The organism is Micromonospora yangpuensis, from assembly GCF_900091615.1.
GTDB lineage: Bacteria > Actinomycetota > Actinomycetes > Mycobacteriales > Micromonosporaceae > Micromonospora > Micromonospora yangpuensis.
In genome coordinates this window covers 743,331-768,791 of the sequence record NZ_FMIA01000002.1, presented here as the reverse complement: position 1 = coordinate 768,791, position 25,461 = coordinate 743,331, and the positions used below count along the sequence as shown (strand labels likewise).

Here is a 25,461-nt window from a genome sequence, read left to right as displayed (position 1 = left end):
GGTCACCTCCTGCTCTGCTGTGGCCGCACGGCCGGATCCGGTTGCTCGGCGGCGGGTCCCGCCCTGCGTCGGCCGACCGTGACGCCCACCGCCACGACGACGGCCAGCAGCACGACGGCGCCGTGCATCACGCCGGCCACCTGGATCGGCCGCCACACCTCCAGCAGCGCGGCGGCCAGCAGCATGCCCAGCCCCAGGCCACCGTTCTCGGCCATCGCGGTGAGCCCGAAGAAGTAGCCCCGACGCGGATCGGGTTCCGCCTGCACCCGGGTGGTGTAGGTGATCTCGGTGAAGCCGTCGGCCAGGCCGGCGACCAGGGCCACCACCAGGACCCACGGCTGCCCGATGCCGGCGAAGGCCGCCACGAAGGCCGCCGACATCAGGCAGGTACCGACGATGAAGGCCAGTTCGCTGCGGTGCGGATCGTCGAGACCGCTGGTACGCCGCCGGATCCCCTTGATCACCTGGTGCGCGGCGAACAGCCCCACCGCCCAGACCGCGAAGAAGTTGCCGACGAAGCCGGCCGGGTCGGCGGGCTGGATCTGGGTGGCGTAGACCGGCATGCCGACGTTGTGCGAGGCGGACCCCAACGCGTCGACCGCCCGGACGGCGAGGATGACCGACACCGTCGGCGCGGCGGCCAGCACCCCGACGACCACCTGCCCGCGCCACCGCCGGCCGGTTCCGCCGTCGGCCTTGCCGGTCGGCGGGGACGTACCCTCCACGATGGAGCTGCGGCGACGGGGAAACCGCAGCGGCAGGACGCCCAGCATCGTCGCCGAGAAGGCGAAGGCACCGGCGGTGACCAGGAAGACCGGCCCGTAACCGAGCCAGCCGACCAGCAGTCCACCCGCGGCGAACCCCAACGCCGTCGCCACCGCCCGGCCGGTCACCAGCAGCCCGTTGGCGTCGATCCGGTGCTCGTCGCCCACCAGGTCCGGCACACTGCTGCGCAGCAGCACCGAACTCGTGGTGCTGAGCAGCCCGGTCAGCACGGCCACCACCGGCAGCAGGCCGATCCGGGTCTGCTGCCCGGCGAGCGCCAACACCAGCAGCGTGGTCGCCTGACCCAGGTCACACAGGACCAGCACCGGGCGGCGGGGCAGCCGGACCGTCACCAGCCCGCCGACCAGACCCGCGACGACGCCGGCACCGAGGCGCAGGGCCATGAAGACCCCGGTCTGCCACGCGCTGCCGGTCGCCTGGTAGACGAAGAGGTTCAGCGCCACCATGTTCAGGTAGCTGCCGAAGGTCGCGGCCGAGGTGCCGACGACCAGCGCCCGGAAGAGGGCCAGCTGTCGGGACCCGGCGGCACCCCGGGTCACTCCGGTTCCCCCACCCGCCGGTTCGTAGTTGCGGTCACCAACGCCAAGCGGAGGACTCTCCCCACCGATTCACCTCAATGTACGCACGCGTCGTCTGATCGTCGCCGGTAAATGTCAGGGCCTCGCCAGTCTGCCCGACACCGCCCGGCATCGCCAGGGCAGAACCGGGGCCTGCCGCCAGAGAGCCGGCCTGAGCTGCGTCGATGTCTGGCGGTTTCCCGTTGTGGCGGCACCGGGACGGGAACTTGTCCGGGACCGTGCCCGACTACTCGACCGGGAGACGGTGCCCGCAGCTGGACACCGCCACCTGCGCAGCACCGCCTTCCGATCGGAGTAGTCCATGTCCGTGACCGAACTGGTCGATCCCACACCGAACCCGCCCGCCAACGGCGACCCCGCTCGCCCGGTGCGCCGGCCCGCGCCGTGGGCGGCCCTGCTGGTCCGGTTGCACTTCTACGCCGGGGTGCTGGTCGCTCCGTTCCTGGTGGTCGCCGCGCTGACCGGGCTGGCCTACACGGTCAGCCCCCAGGTGGACCGGATCCTCTACGGCGACCAGCTCACCGTCGCCGCCGTCGGTGAGCAGCCGAAGCCGCTGGCCGAGCAGGTCGCCGCCGCCCGCGCCGCGCACCCCGACGGCACCATCGCCACCGTGGCGATCGGCACCGACGAGCAGACCACCAGGGTCACGTTCTCCCAACCCGACCTGACCGACGACCGGCAGCACACCGTCTACGTCGACCCGTACACCGGCGAGGTGAAGGGGCAGCTGACCACCTGGTTCGGGTACACCCCGGCCAGCACCTGGCTGGACGACCTGCACCGCAACCTGCAGCTGGGCGAGTTCGGCAGGCACTACTCCGAGATCGCGGCCAGCTGGCTGTGGGTCCTCGCCCTCGGCGGCGTGGTCCTGTGGTGGCGTCGCCGCGCCACCTCCCGTACCCGGATGAAGCACCTGCTCGTGCCGGACCTCTCCGCCGGCAAGGGGGTCCGACGGACGCGGGGTTGGCACGCCACCACGGGCGTCTGGCTCGCCGTCGGGCTGCTCTTCCTGTCGGTCACCGGCCTGACCTGGTCCCGCTTCGCCGGGGCGAACTTCAGCGCCGGGTTGGACGCGCTGTCGGCCAGCCGCCCGGCCGTCGCCACCGGACTCGACGGCGTCCCGCCGGCCGCCGGGGGCGGGGAACACCAGGGGCACGGCGGTCCGGCCCCGACGACGGCGGCGGAGCCGGCCAGCTACGAACGGGTCCTCGCGGTCGCCCGGGACACCGGTCTGAACGGTCCGGTGGAGATCACCCCGGCCGAGGAGTCCGGCAGCGCGTGGGTGGTCAACCAGAACGACAACACCTGGCCGGTCAGGCTGGACCGGATCGCCGTCGACCCGGCCACCGGCACCGTGGTCGACCGCAGCGACTTCGCCGACTGGCCGCTACTGGCCCAGCTCAGCAGCCTCGGCATCCAGGCGCACATGGGTCAGCTGTTCGGCCCGGTCAACCAGGTGCTGTTGGCCGCGCTCGCCATCGGTCTGCTCTGCGTGATCGTCTGGGGCTACCGCATGTGGTGGCAGCGCCGGCCCACCCGGTCCGACCGCCGTGCCGCGCTCGGCACCCCGCCCGCCCGGGGTGGCGTACGGGATCTGCCGTGGTGGGCGCTGCTGGTCGGCGTACCGGTGGTGGCGGCGCTCGGGTGGGCGTTGCCCTGGTTCGGCGTCACCCTGCTGGGCTTCCTCGTCGTCGACGTGGTCCTCGGTCTACTCGCCCGCCGACGCCACCGCCACGCCCCCGCGTAAGGAAGGGCCCCTTGTTAACGCTTTCGGTAGAGCGGGTCACCCCGCTCACCGTCGGCCGTTAAGAAGGGGCCCTTCCTTACCTCCCTCACCCTCGGCCGGTCTGGCCGGGGGCGTCGGGGGGTGGGTCAGCGGGCGAGCCATCCGCCGTCGACCGGGATCACCGCGCCGTGCACGTAGGCGGCGGCGTCGGAGGCGAGGAAGACGGTGACCCCGGCCAGATCCTCGGGGCTACCCCACCGCCCGGCCGGGATCCGCTCCAGGATCGCCCGGTTGCGGTCCGGCTGGTCCCGCAGGGCACGGGTGTTGTCGGTGCCGATGTAGCCGGGCGCGATCGCGTTGACGTTCACCCCGTGCGGTGCCCACTCGTTGGCCAGCGCCCGGGTCAGCCCGGCGATCCCGGACTTGGCCGCGGCGTAACCGGGCACGGTGACACCCCCCTGGAAGCTCAGCATGGACGCGGTGAAGATGATCTTCCCGGTGCCGCGCCGGACCATGTCCCGGCCGATCTCGCGGGAGAGCACGAAGGGCGCGGTGAGGTCGACCTCCAGGACGTGCTCCCAGTCGGTGTCGGTGTGCTCGACCGCCGGTGCCCGACGGATCGTGCCGGCATTGTTGACCAGGATGTCGACCGGCCGGTCCCGCTGGCCGAGCCAGCCGGCGAGCGCGCGGACGGCGGCCCGGTCCGACAGGTCCGCCCGGTACGCCACGAACGTGCGCCCCTGGGCGGCCACCCGCCGCGCGACCTCGCTGCCCTCCTCCTCCAGCTCCGCACTGACCCCGATCACGTCGGCGCCGGCCGCCGCCAGGGCCTCGGCCATCGCCAGGCCGATGCCCCGCCGGCAGCCGGTCACCACGGCCAACCGGCCGCTGAGGTCGAACGGGTTCACGGATTACCTCCACAGTCGACGAGCACCTTCACGTCACCACCGGCGGCGAGGGCCACGAAGGCCTGGGCCACGTCGTCCAGCGGCACGATCCGGGAGATGAGCCGCTCGGCGGGCACCTGACCACCGTGGACCAGCCGGACCGCCTCGGTGTAGTCCTCGCTCTGGTAGACCCGTACCCCGATCAACTCCAGTTCCCGCCAGAAGACCCGGTGCAGGTCCACCTCGCGCGGGGTGGGATGGATCGCCACCACGACCAGCCGGCCGCGTACGGCGAGCAGGTCGGTGGCGGTCCGGACCCCGGCCGCCGAGCCGGACACCTCGAAGACCACGTCGGCCCCGGCACCCCCGGTGGCCTCCCGGACCTGCTCGGCGACGTCGACCGCCGCCGGGTCCAGGGTGCGCAGCCCGAGGTCGGCGGCGAGGTCCCGGCGACCCTTGTCGAGCTCCAGCACGGTGACCACGGCACCGGTGGCCTGGGCGACCGTGGCGATGAGCAGGCCGACCGGGCCGGCCCCGATCACCACCGCGTGTTCGCCGGCGGCCAGCCGGGAACGTCGTACGTCGTGCACGGCCACCGCGGTCGGCTCGACAAGCGCGGCGTGGGCCAGCGGCAGCTCCGCCGGCAACGGCACCAGGATCCGGGCCGGCACCGTCCAGGAGTGCTGCATGGAGCCGGGCGAGTCGATGCCGACGAAGTTGAGCCGGTGGCAGATGTGGGTGTGGCCGGCGCGGCAGGCGGGGCACTCGCCGCACCAGTCCAGCGGCAGCACGGTCACCGGATCACCCACCCGGTGGCCTTGGACGTCCGGGCCGAGCTCGGCGATCCGGCCGGACATCTCGTGGCCGATCACCGCCGGCACCGTCACCCGCTGGTCCATCGCGCCGTGCGCGATGTGCAGGTCGGTGCCGCAGATCCCGGTGTACGCCACGTCGATGCGTACCTGGCCGGGGCCGGGCGGCACCTCGGCGGTCTCCTCGACGACGAAGGTGTGCGGGCCGACGTAGTGCGCGCTGCGGTTCACCTGGGCTCCTCGGTCAGGTCGCGGGACATCCCTGACGACAACAAACGTCCGATGTCTCTATATTGGTCAGGGCCGCCGTTGCCGGTCACTGGCGGCGGGCCCGTCGCGACGGCGCTCGACGGCCCGCGGAGAAGGGGGCCCGGATGGCACTGACCGACGACGCGATCGCGCGGATCCGCAGCATGATCCAGAGCGGCGAGCTGCCACCCGGCACGCGACTGCCACCGGAGCCGCAGCTGGCCGCCCAGATGGGGCTGTCCCGCAGCGGGGTCCGGGAGGCGGTCAAGGTGCTCGAGTCGGCCCGGGTGCTCGACGTACGCCGCGGTGACGGGACGTACGTCACCAGCCTCGCCCCCCGGCTGCTCCTGGAGGGCCTGGGCGTCGCGGTGGAGCTGCTGCGCGACGACACCCTGCTGGAGGTGATGGAGGTCCGCCGGATGCTGGAGCCGGTGGCCACCGGCTTGGCGGCGCTGCGGATGACCGACGTCGAGCTGGACGAGCTGAGCCGGATCCTGGAGGACATGCGGGCCGCGGCCGACGACGCCGAGCAGTTGATCCGCTTCGACACGGCCTTCCACCACACGGTCGTCGCGACCACCGGCAACGAGACCCTCACCTCGCTGCTGGACGGGTTGTCCAGCCGTACCTTGCGGGCCCGGGTCTGGCGCGGGTTGATCGAGGGCAACGCGGCGCACAAGACCATCGACGAACACCACGCGATCTACCTCGCGCTGCGCTCGCGCGACCAGCTGCTCGCCCACGCCACCGCGTTGATGCACGTCAACACCAGTGAGGCGTGGTTGCGTACGGTGCTCGCCGCGCAGGCGGCCGGTGGCTGACCGCACGGCGGTGACCGTCATTCCGATGCCACCGGGGCGGGCCGGTCGACCCGCAGCTGGTAGGTGCGCACGGCGGTGCCGGCGAAGATCTCGTGCCGCTGCTCGGCCGGCAGTGCCGGCAACGCGGCGGTCAGCGTCCGGAGCACCCCCGGGTAGTCCGACCTGAGCAGGCAGACCGGCCAGTCGGAGCCAAACATCAGACGATGGGCGCCGAACTCCTCGACCGCCACCTCGACGAACGGCCGGAGGTCCGCCGGCGTCCAGTCCGGCCGGGCCTCGGTGACCAGCCCGGAGAGCTTGCCGGTGACGTTGGGGTTGGCGGCCAGCGCGGCGAACGGGTCCCGCCACCGGCGCAGGCCCGCCGCACCCTCGTCGATGCGGGGTTTGCCCAGGTGGTCGAGGACGAACCGGAGCTCGGGCACGGCCCGCGCCGCCCGCGCCGCCGCCGGCAACTGGTCGGCCCGGATCACCAGGTCGAAGACCAGGCCGGCGGCACCGATCTCGGCCAGCCCACGCCGTACGTCGGGCCGGTCGAGGTAGTCCGGGTCCGCCTCGCCCTGCACCTGGGCGCGTACCCCGACCAGCAGCTCGCCCCCGCGCAGCCGGCGGTAGCGCCCGATGGTGGCGGCCACGTCCCCGGCGGCGACGTCGAGCCAGGCCACCACCCCGAGGATCGGCGGGGTGTCGGCGGCGTAGCCGAGGAACTCCGCCGCCTCGTCGGGGTGGCAACGACCGCCCTCGACCAGCACGGTGCCGGTGACCCCGGCCGCGGTGAGCTCGGCGGTCAGGTCCGCCGGGGTGAACGGGCGGCGGATGGCGGCCACCTCGGGCGCGTCGAGCCAGTCGTAGCCACGCTCCGGCAACCACAGGTGGTGGTGCGCGTCGATGATCACGCCGTCGGTGCTCCCGTCCCGACCGGCACGGCCGACACCGGCATCCACTGCGGCCCGTCAGGGTAGCGGTACTCGATGACCGAGGCGGGCACGATCTCGGCACTCATACCCGGGGCGGTCGGCGCGTGGTACCTGCCGCCGCTTACCCGTACCGGGTCGGTGAAGTGCTCGTGCAGGTGGTCGACGTACTCGATGGCGCGGTCCTCGGTGCTGCCGCTGAGCGCGACGAAGTCGAACATGGCCAGGTGCTGCACCAGCTCGCAGAGCCCGACCCCGCCGGCGTGCGGGCAGACCGGCACCCCGAACTTCGCCGCGAGCAGCAGGATCGCCAGGTTCTCGTTGACCCCGGCGACCCGGCAGGCGTCGATCTGCACCACGTCGACGGCGTCGGCCTGGAGCAGCTGCTTGAACATCACCGCGTTGTGCACGTGCTCGCCGGTGGCCACCCGGACCGGGGCGAGGGCCTTCCGCACGGCGGCGTGCCCGAGCACGTCGTCCGGCGAGGTCGGCTCCTCGATCCAGTACGGGTCGAACGGGGCCAGCTCACGCATCCACCGGATCGCCTCGGGTACGCCCCAGATCTGGTTGGCGTCCACCGCGATCCGGACGTCCGGGCCGACCGCCCGCCGGGCGATCCCCATCCGGCGTACGTCGTCGGCCAGGTTCCCACCGACCTTGATCTTGATCAACCGGTACCCGTCCCGCACCGCCTCCGCGCAGAGCCGGGCCAGCTTCTCGTCGTCGTAGCCCAGCCAACCGGGGGTCGTGGTGTACGCCGGGTATCCCTCGGTCCGCAACCGCCGCTCCCGCTCGGCCCGCCCGTCGACGGCGGCCCGTAGCAGGGCCAACGCCTCCTGCTCGGTCAGGGCGTCGCGCAGGTAGCGGAAGTCGACCTGCGCGACGAGCTGCTCCGGGGTGAGGTCGGCGAGGAGCTTCCACAGTGGCTTGCCGGCCCGCCGCGCGGCGAGGTCCCAGACCGCGTTGACCAGACCGCCGGCCGCCATGTGCACGACCCCCTTCTCCGGCCCCAGCCAGCGGATCTGGCTGTCGCCGACCAGCCGCCGGGCCAACGCCCCCGGGTCGGCGGTCAGCTCGTCGACCGGCCGGTCGATCACCATCGACGCCAGCGACCGCACGGCCGCGACCTGGATCTCGGTGCCCCGCCCCACCGTGAAGACCAGGCCGTACCCGCATGCGCCCGCCGATGTCCGCAGGACCACGTAGGCGGCGGAGTAGTCCGGGAACGGGTTCATGGCGTCCGACCCGTCGCGGTGCCGCGAGGTGGGAAACCGTACGTCGATCGTTTCTACGGACGAGATGCGCTCAGTCACCGAGACTCCTGGAGAATCGAACAGCTGCTTACCGTTGGACCGGTCCACCTCAGTTCTGCGACTTGCCTCCGGTGATTCGGGAGACCACCAGGGCCACCAGGATGACGGTGCCGTTGAGGAAGTTCGTCCACTGCGCGGGCACCCCGGCCAGGGTCAACACGTTGATGATCATAAAAAGCAGCAGGACGCCGGTGAACGCGCCGAAGACACTCCCCTTGCCGCCGTTGAGGCTGACGCCACCGATCACCGCAGCCGCGAAGACCTGGAAGATCGCGCCGCTGCCCTGGGCCGCCGGCACCGCCGCCAACCGGCCGCTGATCAGCAGACCGGCCAGGGCCGCGAGCAGACTGGCCACCACCAACGCGATCCACAGCACCCGGTCGGTGCGGATGCCCGCCGCGCGGGCCGCGTCCGCGTTGCCCCCGATCGCGTACAGCGCACGGCCCGCCCGGGTCCAGCCGAGCACCACGACGCCGACCGCGAAGAGCAGCAACGACACCCAGATCGAGGCCGGCACCCGCAACCAGGTCGCGGAGCCGAGGTACGTCATCGACTCCGGCAACGCGAAGAAGGTCTGGCCGCCGGAGATGCCGGTCAGCAACCCGCGCAGGACGATCAGCATGCCCAGCGTGACGATGAAGCCGTTGAGCCCGAACCGGACGATGAGCAGCCCGTTGAAGGCTCCGACCAGGGCACCGACGGCCAGCACGACCGGGACCGCCCAGGCCTCCGGCAGGGCACCGAGCCCGAGTCCCCGGGTGAGGGCGGGATCCACGACCAACCAGGCCGCGATGCCGGGCGCCAGTCCGAAGGTGGACTCCAGCGACAGGTCCATCTTGCCGGTGATCAGCACGATGGTCTGGGCGAGCACCAGGACGGCGATCTCCGACATGCTCTGCAGCACGTTGATGACGTTGTCGGAGCTGAGGAAGACCGGGTTGACGATCGACCCGACGATCGCGACCGCCACGATCGCCGGCACCAGCGCCAGGTCCCGCAGCCGGGCCAGGGCCAGACTCCGTGACCCGGCCGGCGGCGGTGGTGGTGCCGCCGCCGGTGCCGTGGTGGTGGAGAGCGTCTCAGACATGGTGGAGATCCACCCCTTCCATCGCGGCTACCAGCTCGTTGTCACGCCAGCCGGACGGCATCTCGGCGACCACCCGGCCCTGGAACATCACCAGCACGCGGTCGCAGATCCGCAGGTCGTCGAGTTCGTCGGAGACCACCAGCACGGCGGTGCCCCGGCGGCGGACGTCCTCGACCACACCGAGCAGGGTCTGTTTGGAGCGCACGTCGACGCCGGCGGTCGGCGTGACGAGCACCAGCAGCTTCGGATCGCTGGCCAGTGCCCGGCCCATGACGACCTTCTGCTGGTTGCCGCCGGAGAGGTCCGCGACCGGCACCTGCGGGCCGGCCGCCTTGATCGCCAGATCGGCGATGGCCCGGCGGGCCAGGGCGTCCCGCCGGGCCGGCGAGATCAGGCCGCGCCACTCGATGCGGCCCGGCACGGTCATCGTGACGTTCTCCGCGATCGACAGCGACGGCACCAGCCCCTCGCGGTGCCGGTCCTGCGGCACCAGCCCGACCCCGGCGGCGAGGGCGTCGGGCACACTGCCCGACCGCAGCGCCCGACCGTCGACGACCACGGTGCCGCCCACCCGGCGGGCCAGACCGACGATCGCCTCGGCGACCTCGACCTTGCCGCTGCCGCCGCCGCCGGCGATCCCGACCACCTCACCCGCGCGGGCCTGGAACGACACCTCGGCACCGGAGGAGGTGACCAGGTCCCGCACGGCGAGCCGCACCGGCGCGTCGGTCGGCAGCGATCGGTGGTCGGCCACCGGCATCGTCACGTCCTCGCCGGTCATCGCGGCGACCAGCGCCGGCTTGCTCAACTCGGCCACCGGGGCGGTGACGATGTGCCGCGCGTCCCGGAACACCGTCACCCGGTCGCAGAGTTCGTAGATCTCCTGCAGGTGGTGGCTGATGAACAGGAACGTCACCCCCTGGGCCCGCAGGTGGCGGATCCGGGCGAACAACCGGTTGATGCCCGCGCCGTCGAGCTGGGCGGTCGGCTCGTCGAGGACGATGAACCGGGCCCCGAAGGAGAGCGCCCGGGCGATCTCCACGAACTGCCGTTGCTCGACCGAGAGCGTCGCCGCGGGCTGACGCACGTCGACCTCGACCGACCACGCCGCCAGCAACCGCTCCGCCTCGCGACGCAGACTCGACCACCCGATCAACCCGGCCCGGCCCCGGGCGTGCCGGTTGAGGAAGAGGTTCTCCGCCACGGTGAGGGTGTCGATGATCGTCGACTTCTGGTAGACGCACGCCACCCGCCGCCGCCAGGCGTCGCGGTCGCCCAGCGGTGGAGCCGGACGCCCGTCGAAGAGGACCGAGCCGTCGTCGGCGGCCTGCAACCCGGTGAGGATGCTGACCAACGTCGACTTGCCGGCGCCGTTGCGCCCCACCAGGGCGTGCGTCTCGCCCCGGCGGACCGTGATGCCCGCCCCGGCCAGGGCGACCGTCGACCCGAAACGCTTGCTGATGTTGACGGCCTCGACCACGGGCCGGTCGTCGCCGACCGGCCCGCCGGACGGGTGGTGTGCGCCGACACTCATCCGTTGTTGCCCCAGAGCGAGGCGTCGTCGAACTTCACGGTGGGTTCGCCGGCGATCGGCGCGCCGTCCGCCGTCACCAGCGGCGCCGGCAGCTGGTCCTCCAGCATTCCCTCGCGTACCTGGATGATGGTGCTGCCGTGGTCGGTCGGGCCGGGCTGGAAGGTCTTGCCCTCGATCGCCGCCTTGACGTACTCCAGACCGTACCGGGCGTACAGGTCGGCCGGCTGGCTCACGGTGGCGTCGATCAGACCGTCACCGATGTTCTTCAGCTCCTCCGGTATGCCGTCGTTGGAGACCACGAAGACGTGCCGGGGGTCGCTCGGCGGCACCTGCAGGCCCCGCTGCTTGAGGATCTGCAGGGTGCCGGACAGGGCGAAGGACGACTGCATGTAGACGCCCTTGATGTCCGGGTCGGAGGCGAACCTGGTCTGCAGCTTCGACGCCGCCACGTCGGCCTTCCAGTCGGTGGCCTCACCGAAGACGGTGATGCCGGGGAAGTTGCTGCGCATGCACTCGTTGAACGCCTCGGTGCGGTCCCGGCCGTTGATCGAGTCCAGCCCGCCCTGGAGCATCACGACCTTGCCCCGACCGCCCAGTTTGGTGCCGAGGAACTGGCAGGCCTTGGTGCCGTAGGCGCGGTTGTCGGCGCGCACGACCATGAAGACCTTGCCGGTGTCCGGCCGGGTGTCGATGGTGACCACCGGGATCTTGCGGTCTTCGAGCTGGGTCAGGGTGGGCGCGATGGCGGCCGTGTCCTGCGGGGCCATCACCACGCCCTTGACACCCTGGCTCATGAAGGTCTGGGCGTTCGAGATCAGGTTCGCGATGTCGTTCTGCGAGTTGGTGGTCTTGAGTTCGACCCCCATCTCGTCGGCGAACCGCGGCACGTACCCGATGTACGAGTTCCAGAAGTCCGTGTCGGAGCGGGGGTAGTCCACCCCGGCCAGCAGCTCGGCACCGCCCGAGCCGGTCGAGCCGCCGGCGTCCTCGCCGCAGCCGGCGCCGAGGACGGCCGTCGCACCGAGCACCAGCGTCAGTCCCGCGCTCAGCAGAGCCTTACGTTTCATTGCCACACTCCTGGAATCGGCGAAGGATCAGACCGCGGTGAGGGTCCAGAGCAGGTTGTTGCTGCCGTCCCAGCTCCACTGCTTGACCGTCGAGCCGGAGGCGACCTGCCCACCGCCGTCGAGGACCAGCCCGGTGGCCCGGTTGGCGATCCGGTAGCGCCCGCTGCCCTGGTCGGTGAGCTGCCACTGCTGGCTGTTGCCACCGTTCCACGCGGCCTGCTGGGCGGCGGCCCCGTTGCCGGTCTGGCCGAATCCGTCGATGACCATGCCGTTGGCGCGGTTGACGATCCGGTAGTATCCGCTGCCCAGGTCGACGAGCTGCCACTGGAGGTTGACGCTGCCGTCCCAGCTCCACTGCTTGAGCGGCGAACCCGAGGCGACGTTGCCGCCGCTGTCCAGCGCCAGGCCGTTGACCACATTGGTGATCCGCTGGTACGTCGACGGGACGGCGGGGCCACCACCGAGAGACGGGATCGCACCGCTGAAGGTCAACTTCACCACGTAGGCGGTGGCGCTGAACGGCGCGTTCGCCGACGGCAGGGTGATCCGCAGGCCGGCGTTGTCCTGGGTACGGGTCGGCAGGTTCACGTAGCTGCCGGCGGTCGAGCCGAGCAGCTGGACGCCGGTCAGCGAGGAGAGGTTGATCCGGTTCGACGCCAGCGTGGTGATGTTCACGGTGCTGCCCGGCCAGCCGAGGATCGTCGCGTACAGCACGCGGTTGTCCTTGCTGCGGGTGAACCGGATGTCCCGCGGGGTGCCGACCACCGGGGCGACGAAGTAGCCACCACCCATCTTGGTCGGACCCTCGCCGAAGATGCTCCAGGCCCGGGTGGAGTAGATCGACTCACCGAAACGCCGCAGGTAGTCGCCGATGCCGCGCAGCAGCGTCTGCTGACCCGACGGGATGGTGCCGTCGGCCATCGGCGCGATGTTGAGCACCATCGTGCCGTTCTTGCTCACCCGGTCGATAAGCGAGTGCAGCATCTGGGGCAGCGAGTAGTAGCCGAGGCCGTTGGTGTAGCTCCAGCTCGAACTGCTGATGCTGTCGTCGGTCAGCCAGTACGGCTGGCGGATCTCAGCCGGCCCGCCCCGCTCGTAGTCGTAGACCGCGCCGCCGAGCTCCAGACCGTCCTTGTAGGTGGCGACGACCTCCTTGTCCCACGCCACGGCCCGGTTGTAGTAGTACGCCAGGAACTTCGTCCGCTGCGCGTCGCTGATCCGGCGCAGGTCGAAGTCCTGCCAGAGGATGTCCGGCTGGGACTGGTCGATGACCTCGCGCAGCTTGTCGTACCAGAGCTGCTCCTGGGCCGCCGTGCCGAGCTGCCCGTAGAGCTTGCGCAGGCTCGGGTCGGACTGCTGCGGCGCCCACTGGTAGAAGCCGGTGAAGTTGAAGGCGTGGTGCATCGACACGAACACCTTCATCCCGCGCGCGCGGATCGCGTCGGTGTGCAGTTTGAGCAGGTTGAGGCGGGGCCCCCGGGCCACCGAGTTCCACTCGTTGACCCGGCTGTCCCACATCGAGAAGCCGTCGTGGTGCTCGGCCACCGGCCCGGCGAAGCGGGCGCCGGCGTCGACGAAGAGCTGCGCCCACTCGTTCGGGTCGAAGTTGCCGCCGGCCGACCGCAGCCGCGGGGCGAACTGCACGAACCGCCCCGACCGGTCGTTCGCCCCGTTGATGAAGTTGTGGTACGGCCAGGACGCCGGGTCGCCGTAGGTGTTGCGGTGGTGGTTGTTCTCGCCCGAGCCGGGGTTGTACATGTTGCGCGGGTACCACTCGTTGGCGAACGCCGGGACGCTGAACGCACCCCAGTGGTAGTAGATGCCGAACTTGGCGTCCTGGAACCACTCCGCCGCGGCCGGGTGCTGACCGACCGACGCCCAGTTCTCGGAGTAGCTGGTCGGCCCGGGGATGGCGGCGGATGCGGGGAAGGGACGGATCAGGCCGCCGACGGCGGCAGCGGCACCGGTCGCGCCGGCGGCGGCCAGCAGCGAACGTCGGGAGATCGCGGGACGGGACATGGCAATCCCTCCAGTACGGGGGTTGGTGGTGGTACTTACCGGGGGTGGGTGGTGGTACCCGGCAGTCCAGACATCAGACGTTAAAGGCTTTCGATACCTGCCGTCAATGCGTGAATGCCGGAAGAATCACGGGATCTGGCCACCGGCCGTCCCTCGCCGCCTCGAGCATGTTTCCTGCACGTGGACGGACATCTGACGACTTCGCATCGTGTCGTGCCGGGGCGATCAAGGGTGGTGGCGGGCGGGTATGGTCGGTGTCGACGGGCAGTCGCCCGCTACCGGGACACCACGACCAGGCCTGCGGGTCCGGCTCGCACGCCGCGCCGCACCATGTCGGGCGGCTGGTTCCTCCCGCACCTCGAAGCGCTTCCGCTTCCCAGCAAAGGACTTGCATGACTCTCAACGGCGATCAGGTGCCGGCACTGTTCCTCTCCGCGCCCACCCTCGACGGGGCCGACGAGGCGAAGGTGAGCTTCGACGGCAGCGAGGAGGCGATGCGTCGACTGCGTCACCCCTTCGCGGTCGGCCCGGAGCTGCCGGCCACGGCCACCGGCAAGCGCCGGGACCGGGGCAACTGACCGACCGGACCCGCCACGGAGTGACCGGGCCCACCACATCCACCTGCTCAAACTCACCCTTTCGGCTATCCGGTGGCCACCTTTTCGGGTAGCGTGCGCAGTGCACGACATGACGCGGTGACGCCGCCCGCGATCGTGACCGCGACAAGCGCACCCCGCCCGTCGGTGCGCTTCCGGCCAACGCCGGTTTCGGAGATCCTCCGGTCGATCCGCCACGGGCAGTTGCGGAGGGACCAACCATGGTCACCACCTGCACGCAGAAGTCGAGCACCCAGCCAGCCGTCCCCACCACCGACCGCCCGGAGGACATCCTGGCCGCGATGGCCGCACCGGGTCTCGACGAGTCGAGCCGCTCGGCGCTGCGCGAGCGCGCCATCGAGACGTGGCTGCCACTGGCCCGCCACCTGGCCCGCCGCTACTCGGGGCGCGGGGTCCCCGACGACGACCTGGACCAGACCGCCGCCGTCGGGCTGATCAAGGCGGTGGACAACTTCGACCCCGCCCGGGGCATCGACTTCGCCGGGTATGCCATCCCGACCGTCCTCGGCGAGGTCAAGCGCTACTTCCGCGACCGCACGTGGGCGATCCGGGTGCCCCGCCGGCTACAGGAACTCCGGCTGTCGATCTCCGAGGCGAACAGCACCCTTACCCACCGGTTGCAGCGTTCGCCCACCGTGGCCGACATCGCGGCCTACCTCGACGTGTCGGAGGAGACCGTCCTGGAGGGGCTGGAGGGTGCGATGGCCTACCGGGCCACCTCACTGTCCACGCCGACCGGTGTCGACAGCACGCAGGAGCTCGGTGACACGATCGGCGTCGACGACCACGAGCTGGAGCGGGCCGAGAGCCGGATCGCGCTCGGCCCGGCCCTCGCCACCCTGCCGCCCCGCGAGCGCCGGATCCTCGACCTGCGCTTCCACGGCAACCTGACGCAGAGCGAGATCGCCGAGCAGGTCGGGGTCTCCCAGATGCAGGTGTCCCGGCTCATCACCCGGTCACTGGCCACGCTGCGCCGCCGCCTGGACGCCTAGCCGCCGCCAGCTCGACGGCCAACTGCCGCCCCCCGGCCACGCGGGCCCTTGCCAAACCCGACACTCGTATCCACACTCATGGATGTGAAAGCCCGAGTGCTGTGTGCTGCCGTGTTCGCCGCCGTCCTGACCGCGCTGGTGGCGGTGACGGTCCCCGCGCCCGCCTCGGCGGCCACCCTGACCGAGGTGACCAACTTCGGCACCAACCCCAGCAACCTGCGGATGTACCTGTACGTGCCGGACAACGTCGCGCCCCGGCCGGCGCTGGTGGTCGCCGTGCACTACTGCACCGGCACCGGACCGGCGATGTACAACGGCACCCAGTTCGACGAGCTGGCCAACCGGTACGGCTACATCGTGGTCTACCCGTCGGTGACCCGCAGCAGCCAGTGCTTCGACGTCTCCTCGCCGCAGGCACTGCGCCGCGACGGTGGCAGCGATCCGGTCGGCATCAAGTCCATGATCGATCACGTCCGGCAGCGGTACGCCGTCGACCCGACCCGGATCTTCGCCACCGGCATCTCCTCCGGGGCGATGATGACCAACGTCCTGCTCGGGCTCTACCCCGACGTGTTCAGCGCCGGAGCGGCCTTCTCCGGGGTGCCGTTCGGCTGCTTCGCCACCACCAACGGCTCGGAGTGGAACAGCGAGTGCGCCAACGGGCAGGTGACCCGGACCGCGCAGGCCTGGGGCGACCTGGTCCGCAACGCGTACCCGGGCTACACCGGCCCCCACCCGCGGATGCAGACCTGGCACGGCACCAACGACGACACCCTGCGGTACCCGAACTTCGGTGAGCAGATCAAGCAGTGGACCAACCTGCACGGCCTGAGCCAGACCCCGACGTACACCGACACCCCGCAGGCCGGCTACACCCGCACCCGGTACGGCGGCTCCGGCGGCACCGCCCCGGTCGAGGCGATCAGCATGCAGGGCGTGGGGCACAACCTGCCGGTCGACGCCGCCCAGGCCATCCGCTTCTTCGGCCTCGACGGCAGCACGCCGCCCACGGTGCCCCCGACCACGCCGCCGACCACGCCCCCGACCACCCCGCCGACGGTGCCCCCGACCACGCCGCCGCCGACCACGCCGCCGTCGGCCGGTGCCTGCCGGGTCGGGTACGCGGTGAACGCCTGGAACAGCGGCCTGACCGCCGAGGTGACCGTCACCAACACCGGCGCCACCGCGGTCAACGGCTGGGCCCTGGCCTTCACCCTGCCGGCCGGGCAGAGCGTCAGCAGCGGCTGGAACGCCACCATCGCCCCGACCAGCGGCGCGGTGACCGCCCGCAACGTGTCCTACAACGCCGCGCTCGCCCCCGGGGCCTCGGTCAGCTTCGGCTTCCAGGCCACCCACACCGGCAACACCGGCCGACCGTCGGCCTTCACCTTCAACGGCGCCACCTGCACCACCACCTGAGCCCGCTCCGCTCACGCCCCCCGGCACCGTCTCCCTTCGTGACACCTACCTGACGCCACGGGCAACCGCCGTCACAGTTGTTCCGCAGCTTCCTGGATGTTGTCCCCACCCACCCGCCCGAGACCACTACAACAAGGAAGTTGTCGCCAAAGCTGCACCCGGGCGGGGCCGGCGGACGGTCGGGCGGCAGGATGGGCGGGTGAGCGCCCGCCCGTCGACCGCCGTACTGGACGCGGTGTTGGAGCGGTTGACCTACGTCAACGAGGAGACCGGCTTCACCGTCGCCCGGGTGGCCACCGAGCGCGGCAGCGACCTGTTGACGGTGGTCGGCGCACTGCTGGGGGCGCAGCCCGGGGAGAGTCTGCGGCTGCGCGGACGGTGGTCGTCACACCCGCGCCACGGGCGGCAGTTCGAGGTCGACTCGTACACCACCGTGTTGCCGGCCACCGTCCAGGGCATCCAGCGGTACCTCGGATCCGGGCTGGTCAAGGGGATCGGGCCGGTCTTCGCCGAGCGGATCGTGGGCCACTTCGGGCTGGACACCCTGCGGATCGTCGAGGAGGAGCCGGCCCGGCTGGTCGAGGTCCCCGGGCTGGGGCCGAAACGCACCGCGAAGATCACCGCCGCCTGGCAGGAGCAGAAGGCGATCAAGGAGGTGATGCTCTTCCTCCAGGGCGTCGGGGTCTCCACCTCGCTGGCGGTACGGATCTACAAGCAGTACGGCGACACCAGCGTCGACGTGGTGACCCGGGAGCCGTACCGGCTCGCCGCCGACGTGTGGGGCATCGGCTTCAAGACCGCCGACACCATCGCGCGCAGCGTCGGCATCCCGCACGACAGCCCGGAACGGGTCAAGGCCGGACTGGCGTACACCTTGTCCGAGGCGACCGACGACGGACACTGCTATCTGCCCGTACCGCAGCTCATCGCGGACGCGGTGAAGATCCTGGAGGTGCCGGCGGAGCTGGTCACGGCCTGCCTGGACGACCTGGCCGACACCGACGGGGTGGTCCGCGAGACGCTGCCGGCCGAGGCGGTCCCCACCGGCCGGGCCGGCGACGGCGGGCCGGTCGAGGCGGTGTACCTGGTGCCGTTCCACCGCGCCGAGCAGTCCCTGGCCAACTCACTGCTGCGGCTGCTGCGCGGCACCGCCGACCGGCTGCCGCACTTCGCCGCCGTCGACTGGACCAGGGCGTTGGCCTGGCTGAAGGCCCGCACCGGCGCGGAGCTGGCCACCGAACAGGAGCAGGCGGTACGGCTGGCGCTGACCTCGAAGGTGGCGGTGCTGACCGGTGGGCCCGGCTGCGGCAAGAGCTTCACCGTCCGGTCGATCGTGGAGCTGGCCGCCGCCAAGCAGGCGAAGGTGACCCTGGTCGCGCCGACCGGCCGGGCCGCGAAACGGCTCGCCGAGCTGACCGGACACCCGGCCGCCACCGTGCACCGGCTGCTGCAGCTGCGCCCCGGCGGGGACGCCGCCCACGACCGGGACAACCCGCTGGACACCGATCTGCTGGTGGTCGACGAGGCCAGCATGCTCGACCTGGTGCTGGCGAACAAGCTGGTCAAGGCGGTCCCGCCGGGGGCGCACCTGCTGCTGGTAGGCGACGTGGACCAGCTGCCCTCGGTCGGCGCCGGTGAGGTGCTGCGGGACCTGCTCGCCGCCGAGGCGGTGCCCCGGGTCCGGCTGACCCGGATCTTCCGGCAGGCGGCGGAGTCCGGGGTGGTGACCAACGCGCACCGGATCAACGCCGGCCGGCCGCCGACCCTCGACGGCATGACCGACTTCTTCCTCTTCGCCTGCGACGACACCGAGGCCACCGCCGCGCTCACCGTCGACGTGGCGTACACCCGGATCCCGGCCCGGTTCGGCCTGGACCCGCGCCGGGACGTACAGGTGCTCACCCCGATGCATCGGGGTCCGGCCGGGGCGGGCGCGCTGAACACGCTGCTGCAACAACGGCTCACCCCGGCCCGCGAGGGGCAGCCGGAACGACGGATGGGCGGGCGGGTGTTCCGGGTCGGCGACAAGGTCACCCAGATCCGCAACAACTACGACAAGGGGCAGGCCGGGGTCTTCAACGGCACCCTCGGCGTGGTCGTCGCCCTCTCCACCGAGGAGCAGACCCTCACCGTCCGCACCGACGAGGACGAGACCATCGAGTACGACTTCGACGAGCTCGACGAGCTGACCCACGCGTACGCGATGACCATCCACCGGTCGCAGGGCTCGGAGTACCCGGCGGTGGTGGTGCCGTTGACCACCAGCGCGTGGATGATGCTGCAACGCAATCTGCTCTACACGGCGGTCACCCGGGCGAAGAAGCTGGTGGTGCTGGTCGGTTCCCGGCGGGCGCTGGCGGCGGCGGTACGCACCGTCGGGGCGGGCCGTCGGCACACCGCGCTGGCGTACCGGCTGACCGCCGCGGACTGATTCTGTCGGGGGTCTGCTCTAGCTTCTGCGGACGTGAGCGCAGTTCAGACGTACCGGTATCTCGGGTCCTCGGCCCTGTCGGGCGACGGCCTGGCCCTGCAGACCAGCGGCGGGCCGGCGCCGAATCCCCGTTTCTTCGACGGCTTCCTGACCACCCCGCACGCGGCGGCGGTCGGCCTGCTGGCGGTGGCCGAGGTGGCCCGCACCCGCTACCACCGGCCGGTCAGCCCGGCCAGCCTCGACCCGGTGGTCACCGGCAGCCGCGACCGGTTGCGGTTCGAGTCCTTCTCCGGCTGCTGCGGGGTGTACGCCCGGATGGACGCGCTGCCCGAGGGGCTCGACGGTGACGTGGTCGAGCACGGCACCACGAACGTCGACGTGAACAATCCGCTGCGCGAGGCGTTGGCCCGGGTCGGCGGCCTCGACCCGCTGCACCTGTCGGTCGGCCCCGACGACCTGACGGTGTCCACGCTGGACGGTCCGGTGGTGGAGAAGAAGGTTCCGCTGCCGGTGCGCTGGCTGCGCGGCTTCGCCGAGGTGCAGGTGCTCGCCGCCCGGTTCGAGCCCCGCGCCGAGATCCCGGCGACCGAGGCGGCGGCGTTCCTGCGCCGGCTACCTGCCGGCAACGACCGGGCGGTGCTCTGGGTGGTGCCGGCCGGGCGGAGCCTGCGGCTGACCTCCCGTCCGGTTCCCGGCGCGGTCTGCCTGGCCGGGGCGAGCCGGCTCGTCGCGCTGCGCCCGATGCTGCGCTTCGCAAAGACCCTCCGGGTGTACGGGCCGACGGTGGCCCCGGGTTCCGCCCCGGTGCCGAGCACCTGGGAGCTGGACACCGGCGCGCTGCGGCTGTCACTGACCCTCTCCCCCGAGCCGTACCGTGGCTTCTCCGGTGAGGGTGCCGCCCTGACCGCGCTCGCCGGTGACGACGTGGTCGACGACGCCGACCTGATCTCCGCCCTGCTCTCCTGGGACCCGACCGTCGACGTGGACCACCTCGCCGGCCAGGCCGGCCTCGACCCCACCCGGGTCCGGGGCGCCCTGGCCCAGCTCGGCACCGCCGGCCGGGTCGGCTACGACGTCGCCGAGGCGGCGTACTTCCACCGGGTGATGCCCTACGACGCGGGCCGGGCCGAGCGGGACAATCCCCGCCTGGTCGGCGCGCGGGCCCTGCTCGAAGCCGGTGCCGTGACCCTGGACGACGACGCCGCCGGCAGTGCCGGCGGGACCGGGGACACTGCCGACAGTGCCGGCGGGACCGGGGACACTGCCGGCAGTGCCGGCACCGCCGGGGCGGCGGGCGGCGTCGCGGGCGGATCCGCCGCGTTGGCGGCGGCGACCGTCCGCAGTGGTGAGCAGGTCTACCGGGTGCGGCACCTGCCCGACGGCAGCCTGACCTGCACCTGTCCCTGGTGGGCCAAACACCGGGGGCAACGCGGCCCGTGCCGGCACGCCCTGGCCACCCGGATGTTGCTCACCAACGACCCGACTGCCGACCGGGCCGACCACGAGCAGGCCGACCACGAGCAGGCCGAGACCGAGTTGATGGGTGAGCGGGCATGAGCGCCGCCACGATGTCCACCGAGCGCCGGCACCGGCAGTTGCTGGCCAGTGGCACCGCCGACCTGTTCGAACTGATCACCCTGGCCGCCGCCCGACCGATCGTGGACGCCCTGGCCGGCCTGCCCGAGCAGCGCCGACGGGAGATCGGCGAGGAGCTGACCGGCTGGGTCAGGAAGCGCGAACGGGACCGGTCGCAGTGGTGGAGCAGCGGTACCGGCGGTGCGCTCGCGGTGGCCGTGGTCGGCTGCCTGCCCACCGCCGCCAAGGCGGCGGCGATCCTCGGCCGGCGGACGGTGGCGCTCGACGGCGAGCGCAACGCCGCGCTGGTCCGCGAGGTCGCCACCGAACGGGGCATCGACTGGCTCGGTGACCTGGCCCAGCGCATCGCCGCCCGGTTCACTCAGCAGACCTGGGTCGAGCGCTGGCGGTTCGTCGCCACCCTGCTGCGGGCCGAAGGGCTCGCGCCACCCACCGACGAGCGGTCGGTGCAGCTCTGGCTGCAGAGCGTGCAGTTCCCCGAACGGGGCCAGCGAAGCCACCGGGCACCCCTGGTCGAACGGTTGCGCCAGGATCCCTTCCTGCCTGCCATGTTGCCCCGGATCTTCGAGGTGGACGGTCTCGGCACGCAGCTCGCCTACGACCTGGTGGGTCGGGACCGGGAGACCGAGGAGCGGCACGCCCTGCCGACCGCCCTGGCCACCCTCGCCGCCGAGGGGGTGCTCGACCGGCCCCTGCTGGTCGACGGGTCCCTCGGCCGGTTGCTGCGCGGCGACCGACCCGGCGCGCTGCGCGCCTTCGTCATCCTGCTCGGCGAGCTACAGCCGACCGCCGCCGAGGTGACCGCCCGCAGCACCGACTACCTCCGGCTGCTCACCGACGCACCGGCCCCGGTCGCCACGATGGCCCAGAAGGCGCTGCGACAGCTGCCCGACCTGCCGCTGGAGTCGGTCCTCGACGCCTCCCGGCAGGTGCTCCACCGCCCGGACAAATCCCTGGTCAAGGCGCAGCTCACCTGGCTGGACCAGCTGGCCCGCAAGACGCACCGGGACCGGTCGGCCGAGATCGCCGAGGTGATCACGGTCGCCGTCGAGCATCCCGCCGTCGAGTTGCGGGACCGGGCGACCGCCCTGGCCACCAGGCACGGCCTCGATCCGGCTGCCGCCCAGGGTGGAACTTCCGCCCTGGGTGGGCTCTCCGGTCCGGGTGCGGCTTCCGGTCCGGGTGGCGCGGCCGGTGCCGAGGCTGCCGGCGGTGCGGCGATGCTCCGGTCGCGCGGTGACGACCTGCCGCCGCCCGCGCCGCCGGCTCCCGCCCCGGCACCCATCACCGACGTGGACGAGCTGGCCGAGGAGGTCGCCGCCCTGCTCGGCACCCGGGGCCACGGCGCCCCGCTGGACCGGGTCCTCGACGGACTGGTCCGGCTCACCGCCGCCGACGCGCCCCGGGTGCACGCCACCCTCGCCCCGGTGATCGAACGCCGGCACTGGTCCTGGAGTGGCCTGCACCAGTGGGACCCGCTCTGCCTCTGCGAGGTGGTGGTGGACGTGTTCCAGACCGCCGGCACCGACCAGCAACCGCAACGGCGCAGCCGGTGGGAGGCCCTGCTCGCCGCGGTACGCCGTACCGACCGGGGGACGCCGGAGCTGGTCGCCACCAATCCCCGGGTGCCGGCGGTGCACCGGCTGCTGCGGGCCCGGATCACCGAGATCGGCGTACACGTCAACGATCCGGGGCACCCCGGCCTGCTGGCCACCCCCACCTCGGCCAACGGCAGCCTCGACCCGCTCGCCCTACTGGAGCGGCTGACCGCGCTCGGTGCGCGGGAGCCGGGGCACTGGGACCTCACCCAGGCCCTGCTGCGGTTGCCCACCGAGGTCGAGGAGGCGGTCGCCGCCAAGGCCGCCGCGCTGGGCACCCCGGCCGGCGACCGGCTCGCCGACTGGCTGCGCGGCGGCGGGCTGCCCCAGCCCACGATGCGCGAGGCCACCGCCGTGCGCCGGGACCGCCAGAAGCAACACGACTGGGAGTACGACCAGCTCACCAGCCGACGGATCCTGGTCGAACTGCGCCCACCCGAGGGGTACGCCGACCCGTACGCGCTACTCACCGCCGACCCCGCGCCGATCGTGGTGGAGGCGGACGACCTCGGCTGGCCGAACCTGTGGCCGTCGGTCCTGCCCGGCCACCGGGGCGTGGTCGCCGCGTCCGCCCTGCCGATGGTGGCCGCCTGTGCCGACATGGACCAGCAGCACGGCACCGCCGTCCTGCCGTTGCTGGCCGAGAGCACCGGCCCCGGCGGGGTGGCCCTCGACCTCGCCGTCGCCTACGGCCTGGGCGCGCGGCACGGCGCGGACCGGGTGGCCACCCTGGACGCCCTGCTCACCCTGGCCGGTGCCGGCCAGTTCGACCCGGTGGGCACCGGTGAACAGTTGGGCCGGCTGGTCGCCGGGGAGCGGGTGAAGCTCTCCCGGGCGGTGGAGCCGCTGCGCGACGCCGTCCTGGCCGGTGCCCCGCTGACCGTGTGGCGGCTGCTCGCCGCCGCCCTGCCGGCGCTGCTCACCGCGCAGAAGGCCCCACGGGGCCTGCCCGACCTGCTCACCCTGGCCGCCGAGACGGCCACCACCACCGGGGTACGTCTCGACGTGCCCGGCCTGGCCGAGGTCGCCGCCCGGGGTGGTTCCAGCCGACTGGTCACCGAGGCCCGCCGCCTGCGTACCGCACTCGCCACCACCTGACCCGGGTGGGCCGGCCGGTCAGCGGCGGACGGTCGGCCGGCCCACCTCACAGTCGAAGACCGCCGCCCAGAAGCTCACCAGCACCGACACGTCCGAACAGTGGGTCAACACCCGAGGGGAGTCTCTGATGATCCAGATGTCCCCCTCCGGCAGCACGACCGCCCAGCCGATCGGCCCCTCGTCGCCGTCGAGCACCAGCACCTCCGGCACGCTCGCCACCTCGACCGGGGGCAGCTCGGCCAGTACCGCCCGTACCCGCTCGGCCGCACCGTCGGTCACGCCTGGCTCAGCGCTCACCGGTCTCCTCCCGGGTCGCGCCGTCGCCGCGCCGGGCGGTGCCGCCGTCGCGTCGGGTGGTGGCCACGCAGCGGCTCGACCGCCACCAGCCGGCCCGGGTCAGCAGGGGCCGCGCCTGCGGGTACACCGCCGTCGGCTGGTCCACGACCGGATGGCTCGCCTTCACCACCAGGCGGCCACGCGGCTGTCCGTCCTGCCTGGAGTACCGGGTCGCCGGACCCACCACGTCGACCGGCTCCTCCCGCCGCTGGAACCACTTCCATCGCGCCACCGTTGCCTCCCGAAGAATCGACCAGAAGTCTCACTGCCAGTGACCATCCGGCAGCCGCACGGCGACACGCAACGTCTTCAACCACAATTCGTGGTCCGATATTGACGCTGCGTTATTGTCGCTGGCATGGTGTCTCAGTTGAGACATCCGCACCGGCAACCCGAGACGAGGTGCCATGCCCGACACCGGTTCCTCCGTACCGCGCCGCCAACTCGGCCGCCTGCTCCGTCAGGCCCGCGAGGAGGCCGGGATCAACCTGGAGGCGGCGGCCGACGCGCTGGAGTGGTCCCGCGCCAAGATGTACCGGCTCGAAGGCGGCCAGGTCGCCCTGCGCACCCACGACGTCACCCTGATGTGCCAGCAGTACGGCACCTCCCCGGAGCTGACCGAGGTCCTGGTCTCCCTGGCCCGGGAAACCAAGAGCAAGGGCTGGTGGCACGCGTGCGGCGAGGCCATCCCGAGCTGGTTCGAGCTGTACGTCGGCATGGAAGCCGCCGCCCACCAGATCCGCTACCACGAACCGTCCCTGGTACCGGGCCTCCTACAGACACCGGAGTACATGGAGGCGCTCTTCGCCACCCGACCTGGCCGCTCTCCTCGGGAGGTCGCCCGCAAGGTCGCCCTGCGACTGGAACGCCAAAAGCTGCTGAGCCGGCGCAGCCCGGCTGCCCCGTTGTTCGAAACCGTTGTCGACGAGGCGGTCCTTCGCCGTCCGCTTGCCGACATCGAGACATGGCGGCATCAGCTCGCCTACCTGGTGAACGCGGCTCAGGCACCCAATGTGCGGCTGCGGGTGCTACCCCTGTCGGCCCCGCCGCACCTGGTGTCGGTAGCGGGAGCGTTCGTCCTGCTGGACTTCCCGGCGTTTGGCACTCGGCCCGCCGAGCCCAGCACGGTCTACTGCGAGTCGCTGACCGGCAGCCTCTACCTGGACCGGCCCAACGAGATCGCCGACTACAACGAGGCCTGGCAACTGCTCTGGGACCGCGCCCTGGACGAACGGGCGTCGGAAGACCTGATCGGCACCATCATCAAGGAGAGCTACGATGACTGACCTCACCGGCGCTGCCTGGCGCAAGAGCAGCCGCAGTGCCGAGGGCAACTGCGTCGAGTGGGCCGGCAACCTGCCCGGGGTCGTCGCGGTACGGGACTCCAAGGACCCGGCCGGCCCGGCGCTCACCTTCGCACCCTCCGCCTGGCGCTCCTTCGTCACCGACCTGAAGCGGGCCCAGCCAGGGAGGTGACTCGCCGGGGCGGGTACCTGTTCGTCGCGGCCCGGTCGGTCGCGGGTGGACCACGACGGCCACCCGCGACCGACCGGCCGTTCCGGCACCAGGGAACGGTGGCCGCCG

General features: G+C 72.1%; 21 protein-coding genes. 10 read left to right on the top strand and 11 right to left on the bottom strand.

Annotated features, from left to right (window positions below; genetic code table 11):
- Nucleotides 1–2: 2 nt before the first annotated feature.
- The gene (locus GA0070617_RS03740; RefSeq protein WP_091433946.1) at nt 3–1,325 is read right to left on the bottom strand and encodes an MFS transporter; all 1,323 of its coding nucleotides are present in this window, start codon (nt 1,323–1,325) and stop codon (nt 3–5) included.
- 340 nt (nt 1,326–1,665) lie between these two features.
- Between GA0070617_RS03740 and GA0070617_RS03735 the strand changes: the two genes are divergently transcribed.
- Nucleotides 1,666–3,111 carry a PepSY-associated TM helix domain-containing protein gene (locus tag GA0070617_RS03735; RefSeq protein ID WP_091433944.1) on the top strand — a complete coding sequence of 482 codons (1,446 nt, stop codon included), beginning with the start codon at nt 1,666–1,668 and terminating at the stop codon, nt 3,109–3,111.
- Nucleotides 3,112–3,236: 125 nt separating this feature from the next.
- Here GA0070617_RS03735 and GA0070617_RS03730 read toward each other — a convergent pair whose 3' ends face one another.
- Both GA0070617_RS03730 and GA0070617_RS03725 read right to left on the bottom strand, forming a co-directional pair.
- Nucleotides 3,237–3,998 (bottom strand): SDR family oxidoreductase, encoded by a 762-nt coding sequence (locus tag GA0070617_RS03730; protein WP_091433942.1) that lies wholly within the window; start codon nt 3,996–3,998, stop codon nt 3,237–3,239.
- On the bottom strand, nt 3,995–5,020 hold the full coding sequence (locus GA0070617_RS03725) for a zinc-dependent alcohol dehydrogenase (RefSeq protein ID WP_091433940.1): 1,026 nt from the start codon (nt 5,018–5,020) through the stop codon (nt 3,995–3,997). The genes GA0070617_RS03730 and GA0070617_RS03725 overlap by 4 nt, the downstream gene beginning before the upstream one ends.
- 143 nt (nt 5,021–5,163) lie before the next feature.
- Between GA0070617_RS03725 and GA0070617_RS03720 the strand changes: the two genes are divergently transcribed.
- Nucleotides 5,164–5,859 (top strand): FadR/GntR family transcriptional regulator, encoded by a 696-nt coding sequence (locus GA0070617_RS03720; protein ID WP_091433937.1) that lies wholly within the window; start codon nt 5,164–5,166, stop codon nt 5,857–5,859.
- Nucleotides 5,860–5,876: 17 nt separating this feature from the next.
- On the opposite strand, the gene GA0070617_RS03715 is transcribed toward GA0070617_RS03720, so the two are convergent.
- From GA0070617_RS03715 to GA0070617_RS03690, 6 genes are read right to left on the bottom strand one after another with little or no spacing between them, the layout of a single operon-like run.
- Complete coding sequence (locus GA0070617_RS03715) at nt 5,877–6,752, bottom strand: amidohydrolase family protein (protein WP_091445846.1); 876 nt, start codon at nt 6,750–6,752, stop codon at nt 5,877–5,879.
- Nucleotides 6,749–8,083 carry an enolase C-terminal domain-like protein gene (locus tag GA0070617_RS03710; RefSeq protein ID WP_091445845.1) on the bottom strand — a complete coding sequence of 445 codons (1,335 nt, stop codon included), beginning with the start codon at nt 8,081–8,083 and terminating at the stop codon, nt 6,749–6,751. Before GA0070617_RS03710 ends, GA0070617_RS03715 begins: the two co-directional genes overlap by 4 nt.
- Nucleotides 8,084–8,132: 49 nt before the next feature.
- Nucleotides 8,133–9,170, bottom strand: coding sequence for an ABC transporter permease (locus GA0070617_RS03705; RefSeq protein ID WP_091433935.1), 1,038 nt, complete (start codon nt 9,168–9,170; stop codon nt 8,133–8,135).
- Entirely contained in the window at nt 9,163–10,704 is a 1,542-nt protein-coding gene (locus tag GA0070617_RS03700; protein ID WP_091433933.1) for a sugar ABC transporter ATP-binding protein, read from the bottom strand. The genes GA0070617_RS03705 and GA0070617_RS03700 overlap by 8 nt, the downstream gene beginning before the upstream one ends.
- Complete coding sequence (locus GA0070617_RS03695) at nt 10,701–11,771, bottom strand: sugar ABC transporter substrate-binding protein (RefSeq protein ID WP_091433931.1); 1,071 nt, start codon at nt 11,769–11,771, stop codon at nt 10,701–10,703. Before GA0070617_RS03695 ends, GA0070617_RS03700 begins: the two co-directional genes overlap by 4 nt.
- Nucleotides 11,772–11,798: 27 nt before the next feature.
- Complete coding sequence (locus GA0070617_RS03690) at nt 11,799–13,790, bottom strand: alpha-L-fucosidase (RefSeq protein ID WP_091433929.1); 1,992 nt, start codon at nt 13,788–13,790, stop codon at nt 11,799–11,801.
- A 392-nt stretch (nt 13,791–14,182) separates the two neighbouring features.
- On the opposite strand from GA0070617_RS03690, the gene GA0070617_RS03685 reads away from it, so the two are divergent.
- The 6 genes from GA0070617_RS03685 (at nt 14,183) to GA0070617_RS31970 (ending at nt 23,541) form a co-directional block, all read left to right on the top strand.
- Complete coding sequence (locus tag GA0070617_RS03685) at nt 14,183–14,368, top strand: hypothetical protein (protein ID WP_091433927.1); 186 nt, start codon at nt 14,183–14,185, stop codon at nt 14,366–14,368.
- Nucleotides 14,369–14,607: 239 nt separating this feature from the next.
- Complete coding sequence (locus GA0070617_RS03680; RefSeq protein ID WP_091433926.1) at nt 14,608–15,399, top strand: SigB/SigF/SigG family RNA polymerase sigma factor; 792 nt, start codon at nt 14,608–14,610, stop codon at nt 15,397–15,399.
- A 78-nt stretch (nt 15,400–15,477) separates the two neighbouring features.
- On the top strand, nt 15,478–16,818 hold the full coding sequence (locus tag GA0070617_RS03675; RefSeq protein WP_091433924.1) for an extracellular catalytic domain type 1 short-chain-length polyhydroxyalkanoate depolymerase: 1,341 nt from the start codon (nt 15,478–15,480) through the stop codon (nt 16,816–16,818).
- Between the two features lie 199 nt (nt 16,819–17,017).
- On the top strand, nt 17,018–19,249 hold the full coding sequence (gene recD2 / locus GA0070617_RS03670) for an SF1B family DNA helicase RecD2 (protein WP_091433922.1): 2,232 nt from the start codon (nt 17,018–17,020) through the stop codon (nt 19,247–19,249).
- 33 nt (nt 19,250–19,282) lie between these two features.
- On the top strand, nt 19,283–20,806 hold the full coding sequence (locus GA0070617_RS03665) for an SWIM zinc finger family protein (protein ID WP_091433920.1): 1,524 nt from the start codon (nt 19,283–19,285) through the stop codon (nt 20,804–20,806).
- Nucleotides 20,803–23,541 (top strand): DUF6493 family protein, encoded by a 2,739-nt coding sequence (locus GA0070617_RS31970; protein WP_175440424.1) that lies wholly within the window; start codon nt 20,803–20,805, stop codon nt 23,539–23,541. Before GA0070617_RS03665 ends, GA0070617_RS31970 begins: the two co-directional genes overlap by 4 nt.
- Nucleotides 23,542–23,559: 18 nt before the next feature.
- Here the strand turns inward: GA0070617_RS31970 and GA0070617_RS03655 are convergent, their stop codons facing one another.
- Nucleotides 23,560–23,838, bottom strand: a complete 279-nt coding sequence (locus GA0070617_RS03655) for a hypothetical protein (RefSeq protein WP_139135565.1) — start codon at nt 23,836–23,838, stop codon at nt 23,560–23,562.
- Nucleotides 23,828–24,109: a hypothetical protein gene (locus tag GA0070617_RS03650; RefSeq protein WP_091433915.1), complete on the bottom strand. Its 282-nt coding sequence runs from the start codon at nt 24,107–24,109 to the stop codon at nt 23,828–23,830. Before GA0070617_RS03650 ends, GA0070617_RS03655 begins: the two co-directional genes overlap by 11 nt.
- Before the next feature lie 175 nt (nt 24,110–24,284).
- On the opposite strand from GA0070617_RS03650, the gene GA0070617_RS03645 reads away from it, so the two are divergent.
- Nucleotides 24,285–25,163 carry a helix-turn-helix domain-containing protein gene (locus GA0070617_RS03645; RefSeq protein ID WP_091433913.1) on the top strand — a complete coding sequence of 293 codons (879 nt, stop codon included), beginning with the start codon at nt 24,285–24,287 and terminating at the stop codon, nt 25,161–25,163.
- Nucleotides 25,156–25,353 (top strand): DUF397 domain-containing protein, encoded by a 198-nt coding sequence (locus GA0070617_RS03640; protein ID WP_091433912.1) that lies wholly within the window; start codon nt 25,156–25,158, stop codon nt 25,351–25,353. Before GA0070617_RS03645 ends, GA0070617_RS03640 begins: the two co-directional genes overlap by 8 nt.
- Nucleotides 25,354–25,461: the final 108 nt, after the last annotated feature.